Below are 16,281 nucleotides of genomic sequence, written 5' to 3'. Positions count from 1 at the left end.
AAAAGCTATTCTTTTCCTAGAGCTTTTTTATAATTTTTAGTACAATAAGAACAGTTGAATATACAAAAAGAGAGCGGTGTGGCAAGTGAAGGATCAACCTCAGACTCCAATTTATGGGGGGCAAGCATTGATTGAGGGCGTAATGATGGGCGGTAAAGAACATACTGTATCCGCTATTCGCCGTAATGATGACTCAATAGAGTATTTCTATGTTAAAAAAGAAAAAAAGCCAGCGCTTCAAAGGCTGAAAAAGATCCCTTTTATTAGAGGGATAGTTGCTATTATTGAATCAGCTGCAAACGGCTCCAAGCATTTACAATTTGCAGGTGATCGCTATGATGTCAATCCAGGTGAAGAAGTTGAAGAATCCACTGAAGAAGGTTCGAAGCTCCAAATGATTTTAGGAGTAGCTGCAATTGGCGTACTTTCATTCCTTTTCGGTAAATTTATTTTCACATTGATTCCTGTATTCTTGGCACAGCTTTTCCATACATGGCTTCCAGGAAAAACTGCACAAATTTTGTTAGAGAGTGGTTTCAAACTAATATTGCTACTCAGTTATATTTATTTTGTATCACTGACTCCACTTATTAAACGTGTTTTCCAGTACCACGGCTCTGAACATAAGGTTATAAATTGTTATGAAAACGGTCTACCTTTAACAGTAGAAAATGTACAAGCTCAATCACGTTTACACTACAGATGTGGTAGTAGTTTTATGTTATTTACAGTTATCGTAGGTATGTTCATCTACTTCTTAGTACCAACAGATCCGTTTTGGTTACGCATTGTGGATCGTATCTTATTAATCCCAGTTGTACTTGGAGTGGCTTTTGAAGTATTGCAATGGACTAATGCTTGTCGGAATGTACCAGTACTGCGCTATTTAGGTTATCCTGGTTTATGGCTTCAATTACTTACAACAAAAGAACCCAAAGACGACCAAGTAGAAGTCGCTATCGCTTCGTTTAATAAATTATTAGAAATCGAGAAAGACCCAAAAAATATATCAGTAAACTAATAGAAACGCAGAAGAACTCAGGAGCTCTTCTGCGTTTTTATTGTTGTTCCCAAAATGACAATTTACACAAATGGTTTTAATTGGTATATTTTAATAAAGGAGGTTCTTTCTATTGAAGAAGAGACTTTTTCTTATTTCTGCTTTTTTGTTACTTATTAGTAGTCTGTCTTTTTTATATTTTTATATTATTAAAAATGGCAATCCTTATACGATGCTTTTAGTTCAATATCATATGAAAAAACATATGGAAAGAAACGACATTACGACAGAAATGTTAATTCTCGATAAATCTGGTTACATAGAACCTAAACAAGTAGTACACAAAGATTATTATCGCGGCTTATTTCAATTACGATTTAAAGATGAACCGCAAATTACTTATTATTACGGACTACATAAAGAAAATAAAGCAATCATTCAATTTTGCGAAGAGAATCCGTTAGTTGTACGCACCTTTAAAAAGGCGAAACATAGTGAAGAAATTTGTGCAAATGCTTATAAAAACTAAAAAAATCTGTGCAGAAATTGCACAGATTTATTTGTTTTTATTAGCGCGAAGCTTTTGAATGCCTTTTGCTCCAAAGTAACCAATAATCCAAAATACAAGAAAATATAAGCCATATCCCCATGCAGAGCTGTTTAATACCGTAAACAGGATAATGATAAAAGCAATATAAGAAACTGCTAATGCAATCCATGGATTAATATTATTTAAAGCACATGAAATTCCCTGCACTAAAAAAGTTAATGGGAAAATAAGGACTAAGCTAAGTAGAAAATAGGATTTATTTGCTTCATCATTTCCAAAAGCCCCTGTCAATGTCATCGCGATAACACCTAACATCGCAAACGCCGGGAAGAAAATACCCGCAATTTTATTACTCACATGATCACTCCTAACAAATTGTCTTCATTTTATCATGAATGTTCACATAGGTGAGGAATAAAAAATTACGTTTATCTATTTAATTTTACTACTTTAAAAAAATCATCATAATCATTTATTTGAAAATCTGCCACTTCACAATTCCCCTGATACATACAACTCACCAGTCCAATTTTCTTTGCCGGGATTAAATCGAGTTCTCTATCTCCAATCGCGATATCTAAATCATATTTATCATGTAAATATTGATACGAAGTTGGGTCAGGCTTGCGTGGATAGCCATTTTCAACAGTCACAATTTCAACGAAGTATTTTTCAAAACCATAGTATTGGAGAATATCCAGAACAGGTTGTCTCTCCTTATGTGTCATAATGACATTTTTGTTTGCAAATCGCAAAATTTTCTCAACATCAGGAAACGGCTTTATACTACTTGGTGGTAACTCTAGATTAAGCTTTTTAACTTCTTTTATTTGTTCATCTGTTAATTTAAAATGATTAAATGCATGTGTCGCTGAAATCTTCAATTCACGATAAATATCTTCTCGAGCAACTGTGCCATTTAGTACTTTATACAAATTTTCTGTGTATGCTGGATATGTATCAAATAAAGTACCGTCAAAATCCCATAAGATATTCACATAAACCCTCCTGATTTCTACAAATTTATTTAGTATGTCCTCGTAAAAGTTGTTGTAATTTCACATAATGTATCGCCTTTATTTTACCACGGAAATATTCATGTATAAATTTCTTCTAATACTATAGAAATAGTATTTACTTTCTTCTTTTTTCTAAACTTAATCTACCTAATTTTTATCCTCTGGGACCTTTCTAACTGCCCTTTTAGTTGAATAAGAAAAAGAGCTGTCAGAACAGCTCAGAGATTTTCTTACAAAAGCGCTCGTTAGTTTAAGTGCATTTTTCCACAAATTTCATTTTAATTCTGCTCCATACTTATTGCTACTTATCTATTCTTTAATAGAATGTTGTAATGAAATTACTGAATTTTTATTTTGAATGCAACCGTTTGAAACCATTATATTTCTCATTTGAGTATTATCAACTTGAGTCATCCCTAGATAAGACTTTGCCTTAAATTCATCTTTCAATCTGTGTAATCCTATTAAATGTAAGTTTTTGCCCGGCCTTTTCCCTAGAAAATCAGGATGAATGCCTATCCAAAAAATGCGACCTTCTTTTTCTGTATTTGGCTCTATATGAGGAAAAACTACACCAACTGGTTCATTATTAACTAAATACACTGTATACATTTTCTCTACTTGTGATGGAAGCTCAATCCTCATTCCGGTTAAAAACTTCTCTGTATCAATATAATTTTTACCCATTACTTCAGATAAAAAAGAAATAGAGTTATTCTCAGAAATTGACCATACCTCATAATTCGGTATCGATACATCTAATGGTGTTGTATAAGATCTCGTATATATAACTCTTTCGCCAATAATTTCCATTTTAGTTCTAGTACAATTTAAGCTATCCAAAAAAGTTTTAGGACACTCAAACTTTACTTTTTTCAGTTTACTGCTTTTTAGTTGAGTTAAAAGCTCGTTTATAAGCGTATCTATTTCAGTAGCTTGATTATGTCTATTCTCTAAAATTTCTAAAATGATTACATTATCACCTTTTATGTAATGCACGCCAAATCTTTGTAATTTTTGAAGTAGTATATCCATTTAATTTCACCCCTTTTATAAAAATTCTTTACTTTTTTTAAATTTCCTTCTTTCGTTAACCTGCCCCGTTCGTTGAATAAAAAAGAGCTGTATGGACAGCTCAATGATCTTCTACTAAAGCACCCTTTAGTTAAAGAAGAAACAAATCTCGAATTAAATACTTTTTATAACTTTTGCTGGATTTCCCGCCACTATTGTATTAGTAGAAACATTTTCATACCAACAGAACCTGCAGTAACAATTGAATTATCACCCCCGTTTGTGAAAAGGTAGTCTAATTGTCGAATAGCCCCCTTCCTCTCAGATTTGCGGAAACAGGCTCCTTTCCTATTTCACGTGCCCATATAGATAACTGACCGATATGGTGGATTTCGTGAACAATGACATGACGTATGATCTCTCCGTGTGTACATTCAATGACTCTGCTCCTGATTGGTGTGTCTCTAGAGCTAATCGGTTCTTCATTGAAATCGGTTTCTGAAAGTTTCCGAGAATCCATTTCATTTGTCCAAGATGTCACAAATGGCTTCACTTTCTCATGGTATTGAGCTGAAAGATTTTTCACTTTTTGTAAGCTGGCATAATCCTCAAACAATGGCTCCTCAGGTACTGGTTCACCTCGCAAACCTAAGATCCACATATATTCCACATCTACAATGTGAAACAGGGTATGTAGGATACTGCCGAACCCACCGATCCGTTTCTTTAATAGTTCTTCATCAGGTATGTCTTCGCACCATGTAAACCAATCATTACGAACTTGCCAGTTATATTGAAACAGTTTCAAAATCACAACAACCTCCATCTTTTAAATATCCCCCCATATTAAGAGATGTTCAAAACAGAAAGAGTATTACCTCCTTATTGAACTAACCTGCCCCGTTAGTTCAATAAGGAAAACCGAAATAATTACATTTCGGTTCAACTTTTTTATAAACAGTATAACTTTCTTCAAAACAGTATATCTTTCTTTAAAACGGTACGACTTTCTTTCAAGTTTACATTAGGTATTTTATTGTCAAAGTATTACTAGAACTATTCATAAAACTAAACCTCATTCAAAAGGAAAGGACTCCTCTTCATCTATTAATGAAAGGGGAGTCCTTAATGGTTGTTATGGTTTTATTTTAGATAACCATCTTTGCGCTCGTTAGTAGCTAGAAGTCAGTATATTAAAGACCACATTTAAGTTGTGCACCGCAATTTGTGCATGTGTTACAGCCACCTAGTTCTTCGACTGTTCCTTTGCGACATACTGGGCATGTGTTACCGACTTCAGAGCCGATTGTTACGTTTGTTGAGCGTAAGTCTTGAATAGTATCGATTAAAACAACTGGACGTTTTTCTGCTACTTGTTCTTCTTGTAGAGTGTCCTCGTCCATAACGTTTTCTTCTGCTTTTAGAGTTAATACTTGTGAATCACGGCTACCATCAACATAAACTGTACCGCCTTTAGCGCCACCATTGTATAAGCGTTCGTACACTTTTTGTACTTGATCTACAGTGTAACCACGTGGTGCATTTACTGTTTTAGAGATTGAGCTATCAATCCAGCGTTGGATAATACATTGTACATCTGCGTGTGCTTCTGGAGCTAATTCCATAGCAGTTACAAACCATTCAGGAAGATTTGCTTCATCTGCACCTGGGTTAGCAGCTAAATATTCTTGTACAATATCAGCTTTTACTTCAATGAATTTACCAAGACGACCACTACGGTAGTAAGTAAATGAGAAGTATGGTTCTAATCCAGTAGAAACCCCAACCATTGTTCCTGTTGAACCTGTAGGAGCTACAGTTAGTAGGTGCGAGTTACGAATACCGCCTTCAAGTACTGCTTCACGGATATGTTCAGGCATTTTTTGCATGAAGCCTGTTTCTGTAAAGCGTTTGCGAAGTGCTAATGTTTCAGATTCTGTTTCTCCTGTTAGGAATGGGAAACTACCTCGTTCTTTTGCAAGTTCAGTAGATGCTTCGTATGCTGTTGTCGCAATCGTCTTAAAGATTTCATCAACAAGGATGTTACCTTCTTCAGAGCCATATTCTTTTTCACAGTAGATAAGTAAATCAGCCATTCCCATAACACCTAGTCCAACACGGCGTTCGCCTAATGCTTGTACTTTGTTGTCTTCAAGGAAATAAGGAGTAGCATCGATTACGTTATCTTGCATACGTACTCCGACACGAACTGTTTCTTTCAACGCTTCAAAGTCCACTGTTTTCGTATCTTTTTGAGCAAATTGCGCTAAGTTTACAGCTGCTAAGTTACAAACTGAATACGGCGCAAGTGGTTGTTCTCCACATGGGTTTGTTGCTACAACTTTTTGACCGTATGCTTTTGCATTTGTCATATCGTTTGCGTTGTCGATGAAGAAAATACCTGGTTCTGCTGAGTAAGTTGCACAGATATTGATTAAGTTCCAAAGTTCACGTGCTTTTACTTTACGGTAAGTACGTACAGCATGGCCCATTTCAGCCCATTCACGAACATCGCCAACTTCATGCCATGTATCGTTATAGATTTTCATTTCTTCAGCATTATATGATTCGACAGCTGGGAATCGTAAATCAAATTCAGCATCAGCTTCTACAGCTTCCATGAATTCATTTGTGATTGTAACAGAAATATTCGCACCAGTTAGGAATTCAGCGTTATGCACGCTGTATGTTCCACCGTCACGTAATTTCGTCTCAGCATCACGAATAATGGCTTCATTAAAACCACCGACACCAGGGATAGTTTTATAATTAATAATACCTTGATACATCGCTTCTTCTTGTTGCGTTAAAGGTTTGAATTTTAGTTTTTCTTTTGCTAGACGTTGGATTGTTTCATCCGTTGTATTTTCGATTAAGAAACGTAAAATACGAGGGTTTTGCATTTTTGAAATAATAAATTCAATAATATCCGGATGCCAATCTGCCAACATAATCATTTGTGCACCACGACGTGATCCACCTTGTTCAACAAGATGAGTCAGCTTAGCAATATCATCTAACCATGAAACAGATCCTGATGATTTACCATTGACACCACGAGCAAGTGTGTTTCGTGGACGTAATGTAGAACCATTAGTACCTACACCACCACCGCGACTCATAATTTCCATTACTTGTTTACGGTGATCACTAATGCCTTCACGAGAGTCTGCAACAAATGGCATTACGTAACAGTTAAAGTAAGTAACATCTGTTCCTGCGCCTGCTCCGTAAATAACACGTCCCGCTGGAATAAAGTTTAACTTCACTAATTGTTCGTAGAATTTTTCATACCATTCTTGGCGTTTTTCTTCTGTTTTTTCAACGGCTGCTAGGCCAGTTGCATTACGTTTTGCAATTTGTTCGTAAAAGACTTCAAGAGGCTTCTCAATAACGTCTAAAGAACGTGTGACAATTCCTGTTTGTTGTTCAGAATCATCATCAATAGCACTTCTATAATCTGCTTCAATCAGCACTTCTGCTGTTTTCTTTTCTGCATTAATTGAAACGATATAACCAAGACCACGTGCTGGGAATTTAGGGTCAGCTTTGACCGTTAAAACAACAAAATCCCCTGCTTTTAGCGTTTTCTTTTCCGTATCTTTAAAAGAATAACGGTCGATCATGACTAAGCGAGACACACCTTTATGTGTTATATGCATGTCCTCTGTGATGGCATGAACTTGTGGAAATTGTTGAATATCATTATTTAATTGTTGTACATTAATCGTCTGATTATGATGCTGTGAAGCAAGTACCATTATCATTCGCCTCCCTATTTAGATCGCGCTCTAAACACTATATATAGTGTTTGTTCAAGACATTACGATACTATATATTGATAAGAAAAGCAAATAGGGTGATTTTGAGCAAAATGTTGATTTAACAACATTGGAAGCGATTTTTCGATTTTTGCAAAGCTAAAATAAGTCAAAAAGACTACTATTTTCTAAAATTCCATTCATCACTTTCATAACGAGTTTTTGCTAAATTATTAACAAAATCCATTTGTTCCTTCGTTAACGTGTACGGTACAAGTTCAATGTCTAACCCGTCCTCAAATCCTTTGCGGAAAGCAGATATACATGTCTCAACATCGACAGGTTTTTGTGCTAACTGATTAATAGCTACCGCTTTTTGTGGTAAATGTTTGCGCATACGCTCTCTTGAAGCTTCCGATGGAAATTTAAAAAGAGAAATCAATTTTTCATCATCGAGATCGATTAATATCGCTCCATGTTGTAAAATGACACCTTCTTGTCGCGTTTGTGCACTACCTGCTACCTTTTTACCTTCTACTACTAATTCATACCAACTTGGCGCATCAAAACAAACCGCGCTCTTCGGAGTTTTCAAATCTGCTCGTTTTTCTTCTGAATCAGGAACTGAAAAATAAGCATCTAACCCTAAGTTTCGGAAACCTAGTAATAAGCCTTCGCTTAATACTCTATAAGCTTCAGTCACCGTTTTAGGCATGTCTGGGTAGTCTTCATTAACAATGATGCTATATGTTAGTTCATGTTCATGTAAGACTGCACGACCGCCAGTAGGACGGCGTACAAATCCTAAATTTAATTTATGTAATTGTTCAAAATCAATATCTTTTTCAGCACGTTGAAAATATCCAATAGAAAGTGTTGCTGGATTCCATTCGTAAAATCGTATTACTGGTGGAATTAAACCTTTACTATGCCAATGTAGGAGCGCTTCATCTAATGCCATATTGAATGCAGGGCTACAAGGACCTGAATTAATAAAATACCATGTTGTTTTCATTTGGTCTCCTCCTTATAATCAACTTATCTATTTTAACAAACTCATTGGACTATCGCTACATGTTCTTTTATAATATTACTGTAGATAGAAAGGGGTAAGACGATTTGAGTTGGTTATATACATTAGCAATTGTTTTATTTGTGGTGATTGTATACGCTTTAGTAAACGCTCTTCGTTTCAAAAAAGCAGTTACAACTTTAACACAAGAAGAATTTATTGAAGGTTATCGTAAAGCACAATTAATAGATGTGCGTGAGCCAAAAGAATTTGACGGTGGTCATATTCTAGGCGCTCGTAACGTCCCAACCTCACAACTTCGTCAACGCTATAAAGAAATTCGCCCAGACAAACCTGTTTACTTGTACTGCCAAAATGCTGGACGTAGTGCACGTGCTGCTATGTTATTAAAGAAAAAAGGCTACGATCAAGTATACCAATTACAAGGTGGATACAAAAATTGGACAGGCAAAATCAAAGTGAAATAATTTGATTGCGTTGCAAATAAAAAAGAGTCATTTCTATTTATAACAGAAATGACTCTATTTTTTCTTAATTATATATTCTATAAATTAATAACGTCCATAAAGGAGGATATAATGCCAAAATTCTTATATACATTTCACGAAGATTTGCGACAAGACATCCCTAACTATGCAGATGTATCAGCGGTCTTTGAGCGCATCTCAAAAAAACTAAATGAAGTACACCCTGCTAATTTTCGTGGTGTGACTGTCGAACTAAATAATTCACAATTTCATCATCATTTACTAGAAATGATGGAAAAGGAATTAATCCGCTATGAAAATTTGAGTTATATATATGCCTCATTACCTAGCATTGTTTTAAATTCTGTCTCAGAAGATCAATTAGATAATCAGCTAAAATCAATTAAGACATTTAGTAATTCTTTAATCTACTTTCCTGATTATGAAGTAGCCATTACACAAATCCCTGTATTCCGCTCCGATTCAGAATGGCCAGAGTTTTTCTATTTTACAACAAGTGCGGAGAAAATGATGAATTTTATCGAAGCTGTTCAAGAACAGTTACGTCAAATGTTGATGGAAACTGTTACCTACTTAGTTGATGTTCATGATGGTATTAAACGACGGAGTTACGGCGAAGGTAAGCAAATTACACGAGAAGATGTTTTCTTAGAACCTTCACTTAAGCAAGAGATTTTCCGTTCGATTGATGAGTTTTTCAAGGAGGGTGGCAATTTCTTTAAACATTACGGCCTTCCTTATAAAAGAGGAATCTTATTATATGGCTCACCAGGAAACGGAAAGACTACGCTTGTAAAGTCCATTACAGGTTCTGTAACAGCTCCTGTTGTGTATTGGCAAATTACTGAGCATACATCAAGCGAGTCCATTGAAGAGGTCTTCCGTATGGTAACAAGTTTAGCTCCAGCAATACTCGTTATTGAAGATATAGATTCTATGCCCGAATATACACGTTCATTATTTTTAAATACACTAGACGGCGCTCAATCACGTGAAGGTATTTTTTTAATTGGTACGACCAATTATCCTGACCGCATCGATCCAGCTTTAATCAACCGTGCAGGAAGGTTTGATCGAGCATACGAGATTATGAATCCTACAACTGAAATACGTGCTACATATTTACGCAAATTAGATATTCAGCATATATTCACAGAAGACGAGCTAATAGATGCTGCTAAACTTTCAAAAGAACTTTCTATGTCACAACTTAATGAGTTATATATGTCAGTTGCTCTAAATTGGCATTATGATAAAAAACTCGATTACGAGAAATGTATTAAAGATTTACAAAAACAACGTAAAAAAGCCTTCCGAAATGAATGGGAAAGAAATGAAGTAAATATAGGGTTCTAAAAAAATACACTCCTAGAGATTGGTTGACTCAATCTCTGGGAGTGTATTTTTTAAAATAATATTTAATATCTTCGTAAAATAGTTCTAATTTTTCTTATTTATACCTGATTTTGATAAACATCCATTACCTTAAAAGTTTGACAAACAAGCAATAAGTCAGAGTTAAAGGTAAGATCATACTGATTGAGCTCCCAAGTGAAAAATTTTACATGCTCCCGATACCAATAATCATAGGATAAATCTCCTTCACCTTCAGCCTTTGCAAAATCACTTGTTACTTCATTCATTTTCACCAATTCGATTTTTGTATATTTTATTATTGCTAGAGGTTCATTGTTACCATCTAATACAATATCGTACTGTCCAACTTTTTGAATTTTTTCTTTTTCAAGTTCATATACACAATGAGCAGCACATGTTGCTGTTTTGCTACCATTCACAACTAAACTCCCTAAATCATCCGCCATTTCTTTGGAACCATCTCCAAACATCCATGACTCTGGAGTCGTCATATCTAATTCATTTTCTTTAGCATATGTATGCCAATATTCATCTATTTTATTGATTGACATTAGGTGCTTCCCCCTTACAATCAAAATCCATAAGTATCTAATTCTTTTAATCTATTATTTCATGTCAAGTCCTCCTATATTAGTAATGAGATAATTATATTGCATTACTTAATATAAGAGGTTTCATATGCAGTAAACAGGTTTGAATTCTATACTTACTGTTTTAATCTATAACAGTTTTTTGCTTATTGATTTCTTGTAAAATTTGTAGATTTGTTAAACCATGTTTATGTAGCAAATCATAAATGATTTTCTTTTCGTATTCCATTAGCGCCTTTGTATGCGCATCTGGAGTGAAATAGATTAACGTACTTTGTTCTTTTTGTTGCTTTATGTACAATTCAGAAATTAATTCGTCAACCGTATATTCTTGATAATCCTCTTTTAAGGATTTTAGTAAGTCATTTTGATCATTAGTTGTATCATTGATACTTTTAAAGTAAGCCATGAAAACTCCCCTTTTTTCACACATTGATTCATACTGCATTTATGTTAGCATAGCAATTTTAAAGTCATCTGTCTATGTCCAAGCGATTTTTTCCATAACTAACATGATCTTTTCATTAAGCTATTTATATACAAATCATGAGAAAACCTCTAGCAAAGTGCTAGAGGTTTTCAATATACGAATATATTATACTTCTACTGTTTCTCTTTCGTATCGTAAAACTGGGTTACGTGCTGCTCTTGTTTCATCAAGACGGCCAATAACAGTTGTATGTGGTGCATTTTGTACTACTTCTGGTGTTTCTTCTACTTCTTTAGCAATTTGAATCATTGCGTCACAGAAAGCGTCTAATGTTTCTTTTGATTCTGTTTCAGTTGGTTCAATCATTAAACCTTCTTCCACATTTAATGGGAAGTAAGTTGTTGGTGGATGGTAGCCAAAGTCTAACAGTCGTTTTGCCATATCAAGTGTACGAGCGCCTAGTTTTTTCTGGCGGCTTCCACTTAATACAAATTCATGCTTGCAATGACGGTTGTAAGGTAGATCAAAGTATGGCTCTAATCTTCTCATCATATAGTTTGCATTAATTACTGCATTTTCAGTTACTGCTTTAAGACCATCTGGACCCATTGAACGGATATAAGTATATGCACGAACATTAATACCAAAGTTACCATAGAATGGCTTCACGCGACCAATTGATTGTGGACGGTCGTAATCGAAATGATAACCTTCTTCTGTTTTCACTAAAACAGGTTTTGGAAGGTACGGAATCAAGTCTGCCTTTACGCCAACTGGACCTGAACCAGGACCACCACCACCGTGAGGACCAGTGAAAGTTTTGTGTAAGTTTAAGTGAACGCAGTCAAAGCCCATATCACCAGGACGTGCTTTAGACATAACCGCATTTAAGTTTGCACCATCATAATATACTTTACCGCCAACCGAGTGAACGATTTCAGCGATATCTAGAATATGTTCTTCAAAAAGACCTAATGTATTTGGGTTAGTCAACATAAGCGCTGCTGTATCATCCCCAACTAGGCGGCGTAAATCCTCTAAATCTACAAGACCGTTTTCATCAGACTTCACAGTTACTGTATCAAAACCTGCAACTGTTGCTGATGCTGGGTTAGTACCGTGAGCAGAGTCTGGCACAAGTACTTTCGTACGTTGGAAGTCACCGTTTGCTTCGTGGAATGCACGAATCATCATTAATGCAGTCCATTCACCATGTGCACCAGCAGCTGGTTGAAGCGTTACTTCATCCATACCAGTAATCTCGATTAAATGCTCTTGTAAATCATACATTAACTCAAGTGCACCTTGAACAGTGGACTCATCTTGTAAAGGGTGAATATTAGCAAATCCTGCAAAACGTGCAACTGATTCATTAATTTTCGGGTTATATTTCATTGTACAAGAACCAAGTGGGTAGAAACCTGAATCTACACCGTGATTACGGCGAGAGAGCGCAGTATAATGACGCATAATATCAAGTTCTGATACTTCAGGTAGTCCCGCTTCTTCTGTACGAATAAATTCGTTTGGTAAGATAGCAGCTAAATCTACTGCTGGTACATCAAGCTCTGATAAACTATATCCTACGCGACCTTCTGTTGAAAGTTCAAAAATAAGTGGTTGATTGTCGTTATGCATGGAGAGCCCCCATTTCTTGCACAAGTGCATCGATTTCTTCTTTCGTACGTTGTTCAGTAACAGCAATTAGTGCATGGTTTTCAAGTGCTGCATCTACTTTACCTAAATCAAAGCCGCCAATAATGCCTTTTTCAAAAAGTTCCTTATTAATAGTAGAAACAGATGTATTACACTTCACAACGATCTCGTTGAAATGTGCGCCTTTATAAGCTACAGTGAAACCTGCTTTTTCAAAAGCTTCTTTAGCATAGTGTGTTTTTAAAATGTTTTGAGTAGCAATTTCTTGCACACCTTTTTTACCTAGAGCTGTCATTGCAACTGAAGCTGCAAGTGCATTTAAAGCTTGGTTTGAACAAATATTAGAAGTCGCTTTTTCACGACGAATATGTTGCTCACGTGCTTGTAAAGTTAATACATAACCGCGACGACCTTCGTCATCAATTGTTTCACCAATTAAACGACCAGGTACTTTTCGCATTAATTTTTTTGTAACAGCGAAGTAACCACAGTGTGGTCCGCCAAAGCTTTCTGGAATACCGAAAGGTTGAGCATCCCCGACAGTAATATCCGCACCCATTTTACCTGGAGGTGTTAGAATACCAAGTGCTAATGGGTTAGAAGATACGATACATAAGCCTTTTGCATCGTGGATTAAGTCTGCAATTGCTTGTACGTTCTCTACTTGACCGTAGAAGTTAGGATATTGAACCATCACGGCAGCTGTATCTGCATCGATTAATTCTTTTAACGCATCAAGATCAGTGACACCATCTTTTAAAGGAACATTTACTACTTCAATCGATTGACCAAGAGCATATGTTTTAACTACATCATGTGAAACTGGATGAACCGCACCAGAAACTAATAGCTTTTTACGACGAGTATGTGCTGCTGCAAGCATACCAGCTTCAGCAAGAGCTGTCCCACCATCATACATAGATGAGTTTGCTAAATCCATACCTGTTAGTTCTGCAATCATTGTTTGAAATTCGAAAATAGCTTGTAATTCACCTTGTGAAATTTCTGGTTGGTAAGGTGTGTAAGCCGTATAGAATTCTGAACGTGAAATAACGTGGTCAACAATGACTGGTTTATAGTGATCATAAACTCCAGCACCTAAGAATGATGCATATTCATCGCTATTTGCATTTTGTTTAGAAAGTTGTGCTAACTCTTTTAATAATGCTGATTCAGATTTTGCAGGTTTAATGTTGTAGTTTCCTTTAAAACGAACTTTTTCTGGGATGTCTGAGAATAATTCATCAACATTAGAGACGCCAATTACATTTAGCATTTCTTTTTGATCTTGCTCAGTCATAGGTAAGTACCGATGCTTCATTCGAAAAAACCCTCTCTTCATGAAAATTATTTTTGGCGTTTATAAAATGGTGTTGCAGTAGTAACCACTTTTAAGCGACGGTTACGGATTTCAATCTCAAGCTCTTGCCCAAGCTCCGCATACTCACTATCGATTAGTGCTAAACCGATATTACGTTTTGTTAATGGTGATTGTGTACCAGTTGTTACTTCACCAATTTGAGTATCACCTTTAAAGACTGGATAACCGTGACGTGGAATACCTTTATCAATCATTTCGATACCGATACTTTTACGTGGTACGCCATTTTCCTTTTGAGCTTGTAATGTCGATTTACCAACGAAATCTACTTCTTTATTTAATTTCACAACGAAATTAATGCCCGCTTCAAGTGGTGAAATATCTTTTGATAATTCTTGACCGTATAGCGGTAAACAAGATTCAAAGCGTAATGTATCACGTGAACCTAAACCACAAGGAACAACGCCATCAGCTTCTCCTGCTGTTAAGATTTTGCCCCATAAAGCAATGATTGCTTCAGGTGCTGCATAAATCTCAAAGCCGTCTTCACCTGTGTAACCAGTGCGTGATATAAGTGTGTCATAACCCGCAATCGTTACATTTTGTTCTAAACGGAATGGTCTAATGTCTTGTAACGGTGTTTCAGTTAATGTTTGTAATACTTTTTCTGCAAGTGGCCCTTGTAATGCTAATTGACCGTATTCATCTGATGCATTTGTTAACTTCACATCACCTGACACTAACGTTTTCATCCACTCAAAGTCTTTTTCAATATTCGACGCATTAACGATTAATAAATAACGATCTTCTGCTAATTTATAAGTGAGTAAGTCATCTACAACGCCACCATTTTCATAGCACATTGCAGTATACTGCGTTTGGTTAATGGCAATTTTCGATACATCATTAGTAACAAGCTTTTGCAAATAAGCTAAACTTTCTGAACCTTCAACGAAGATTTCACCCATATGAGATACATCAAATAGTCCAGCTTTTGTTCGAACTGCTTCATGCTCGGCTTTAATAGAAGAAAATTGAACAGGCAATTCCCAACCACCAAAATCAATTGTTTTCCCACCATACTTCGAATACTCTTCGAATAACGGCGTTCTTTTTAATTCATTAGCCACTAATCTTCCTCCTCATTTGTTCAGGACATAAAAAAATGGACAGAGAAATCCTATAATTAGGATTCTCTGTCCATGCACCTGAAAGTTTTACCATTACGGCTGTCCTCTTTGGTGGCTGTAATCCATACAGCTCTCTCCAGAGTTGCGTCCCGTACGAGTCTTTTTGCCTGAGAGATTCATAACTTTTGTTATTTGCTCCTTCGGCGACGTCTCCAGACGTTCTCTCCCCGTACAATCATCCGCCCAAGATGGAATCTTGGTAGTATTTCCATGTCATTGTTCTATAACAATACGTCTCGTCTATATCCTAACATTGAATAGGGGTATCATGCAATAACTTTTATAAAATACTTTATAGACGAACATTAACTAGAAAGATTACGTATTTCATTCGCCTTTCAGACGTTTTATTTGAAAAGCAGTATATTCAACAATCTGTTTTAGTGAACGGTTTTCTGTTCGAATTGTGATATGTGTAGCTTCTCTATAAAATTTTCGGCGTTTATAAAATAAATCTTCTAATTCTTGTTTTGTAGAACGTTGGACGATTGGACGGTTTTTATCTTTATGGATTCTCTTCCAAATATCTGGAAATGTCGCATCTAAAAAAAGGACTAGTCCAGTTTGACGCATTATTCTACGATTTTGAGGATTCATCGCTACACCACCACCTGTTGAAATGATGCAAAACTCATCTCGGAAATTCCGTAAAAAATCCGTCTCCAGTTGACGAAAGTGCTCTTCTCCATATTTTTCAAATATTTCAGGAATCGTCATTTTCTCTCTTCTTACAATTTCTTGGTCCATATCATAGTAGGGCATTTTCAGATAGTAGCTTAAACGTCTACCAATTGCGCTTTTACCACAACCCATAAACCCTACTAAATATACTTTTCTCATTTTTTCACCTTC

The 16,281-nt window shown here is 35.9% G+C and carries 16 protein-coding genes and 2 riboswitches; of the genes, 4 read left to right on the top strand and 12 right to left on the bottom strand.

Annotated features, from left to right (window positions below; translation table 11 throughout):
* Positions 1-142 precede the first annotated feature (142 nt).
* Both MHH98_RS06755 and MHH98_RS06750 read left to right on the top strand, forming a co-directional pair.
* Positions 143-1,021 (top strand): DUF1385 domain-containing protein, encoded by an 879-nt coding sequence (locus tag MHH98_RS06755; RefSeq protein WP_051448794.1) that lies wholly within the window; start codon positions 143-145, stop codon positions 1,019-1,021.
* A gap of 112 nt (positions 1,022-1,133) precedes the next feature.
* Complete coding sequence (locus tag MHH98_RS06750; RefSeq protein WP_076035199.1) at positions 1,134-1,529, top strand: DUF3139 domain-containing protein; 396 nt, start codon at positions 1,134-1,136, stop codon at positions 1,527-1,529.
* A 27-nt stretch (positions 1,530-1,556) separates the two neighbouring features.
* Here the strand turns inward: MHH98_RS06750 and MHH98_RS06745 are convergent, their stop codons facing one another.
* The 6 genes from MHH98_RS06745 to MHH98_RS06720 all read right to left on the bottom strand — a co-directional run bounded on the left by MHH98_RS06745 (position 1,557) and on the right by MHH98_RS06720 (position 8,359).
* Positions 1,557-1,907: a hypothetical protein gene (locus MHH98_RS06745; protein ID WP_038186717.1), complete on the bottom strand. Its 351-nt coding sequence runs from the start codon at positions 1,905-1,907 to the stop codon at positions 1,557-1,559.
* Positions 1,908-1,978: 71 nt separating this feature from the next.
* Positions 1,979-2,548 carry an HAD-IA family hydrolase gene (locus MHH98_RS06740; protein ID WP_076064875.1) on the bottom strand — a complete coding sequence of 190 codons (570 nt, stop codon included), beginning with the start codon at positions 2,546-2,548 and terminating at the stop codon, positions 1,979-1,981.
* A gap of 330 nt (positions 2,549-2,878) precedes the next feature.
* Complete coding sequence (locus MHH98_RS06735; RefSeq protein WP_340712325.1) at positions 2,879-3,604, bottom strand: GNAT family N-acetyltransferase; 726 nt, start codon at positions 3,602-3,604, stop codon at positions 2,879-2,881.
* 274 nt (positions 3,605-3,878) lie between these two features.
* Positions 3,879-4,394 (bottom strand): DinB family protein, encoded by a 516-nt coding sequence (locus MHH98_RS06730; RefSeq protein ID WP_076035213.1) that lies wholly within the window; start codon positions 4,392-4,394, stop codon positions 3,879-3,881.
* A gap of 382 nt (positions 4,395-4,776) precedes the next feature.
* Positions 4,777-7,350 carry a vitamin B12-dependent ribonucleotide reductase gene (locus MHH98_RS06725; RefSeq protein WP_143690999.1) on the bottom strand — a complete coding sequence of 858 codons (2,574 nt, stop codon included), beginning with the start codon at positions 7,348-7,350 and terminating at the stop codon, positions 4,777-4,779.
* A gap of 175 nt (positions 7,351-7,525) precedes the next feature.
* On the bottom strand, positions 7,526-8,359 hold the full coding sequence (locus MHH98_RS06720; RefSeq protein ID WP_038186729.1) for a lipoate--protein ligase family protein: 834 nt from the start codon (positions 8,357-8,359) through the stop codon (positions 7,526-7,528).
* Between the two features lie 104 nt (positions 8,360-8,463).
* Here MHH98_RS06720 and MHH98_RS06715 point away from each other — a divergent pair, with 104 nt between their 5' ends.
* Together MHH98_RS06715 and MHH98_RS06710 are read left to right on the top strand one after the other, a co-directional pair.
* Entirely contained in the window at positions 8,464-8,844 is a 381-nt protein-coding gene (locus MHH98_RS06715; protein WP_038186732.1) for a rhodanese-like domain-containing protein, read from the top strand.
* Positions 8,845-8,955: 111 nt separating this feature from the next.
* Entirely contained in the window at positions 8,956-10,221 is a 1,266-nt protein-coding gene (locus MHH98_RS06710) for an ATP-binding protein (RefSeq protein WP_076064877.1), read from the top strand.
* 98 nt (positions 10,222-10,319) lie between these two features.
* On the opposite strand, the gene MHH98_RS06705 is transcribed toward MHH98_RS06710, so the two are convergent.
* The 6 genes from MHH98_RS06705 to MHH98_RS06680 form a co-directional block, all read right to left on the bottom strand.
* The gene (locus MHH98_RS06705) at positions 10,320-10,793 is read right to left on the bottom strand and encodes an ASCH domain-containing protein (protein ID WP_081730116.1); all 474 of its coding nucleotides are present in this window, start codon (positions 10,791-10,793) and stop codon (positions 10,320-10,322) included.
* A 163-nt stretch (positions 10,794-10,956) separates the two neighbouring features.
* Positions 10,957-11,241, bottom strand: coding sequence for a hypothetical protein (locus MHH98_RS06700; protein ID WP_038186737.1), 285 nt, complete (start codon positions 11,239-11,241; stop codon positions 10,957-10,959).
* A gap of 186 nt (positions 11,242-11,427) precedes the next feature.
* Positions 11,428-12,900, bottom strand: a complete 1,473-nt coding sequence (gcvPB, locus tag MHH98_RS06695) for an aminomethyl-transferring glycine dehydrogenase subunit GcvPB (protein WP_038186740.1) — start codon at positions 12,898-12,900, stop codon at positions 11,428-11,430.
* Positions 12,893-14,239: an aminomethyl-transferring glycine dehydrogenase subunit GcvPA gene (gene gcvPA, locus MHH98_RS06690; protein WP_038186743.1), complete on the bottom strand. Its 1,347-nt coding sequence runs from the start codon at positions 14,237-14,239 to the stop codon at positions 12,893-12,895. Before gcvPA ends, gcvPB begins: the two co-directional genes overlap by 8 nt.
* 26 nt (positions 14,240-14,265) lie before the next feature.
* Positions 14,266-15,369, bottom strand: a complete 1,104-nt coding sequence (gene gcvT, locus MHH98_RS06685) for a glycine cleavage system aminomethyltransferase GcvT (protein WP_076064878.1) — start codon at positions 15,367-15,369, stop codon at positions 14,266-14,268.
* Between the two features lie 64 nt (positions 15,370-15,433).
* Positions 15,434-15,511, bottom strand: a riboswitch (glycine riboswitch).
* 3 nt (positions 15,512-15,514) lie between these two features.
* A riboswitch (glycine riboswitch) is annotated at positions 15,515-15,608 on the bottom strand.
* A 148-nt stretch (positions 15,609-15,756) separates the two neighbouring features.
* Positions 15,757-16,269 carry a shikimate kinase gene (locus tag MHH98_RS06680; RefSeq protein WP_038186762.1) on the bottom strand — a complete coding sequence of 171 codons (513 nt, stop codon included), beginning with the start codon at positions 16,267-16,269 and terminating at the stop codon, positions 15,757-15,759.
* Between the last annotated feature and the right edge of the window lie 12 nt (positions 16,270-16,281).

The sequence above is a fragment of the Viridibacillus sp. FSL H8-0110 genome, from assembly GCF_038003565.1.
GTDB classification, from domain to species: domain Bacteria; phylum Bacillota; class Bacilli; order Bacillales_A; family Planococcaceae; genus Viridibacillus; species Viridibacillus arenosi.
Note: the sequence above shows the minus strand (reverse complement) of the source record. Positions and strands in the feature narration are given on the sequence as shown.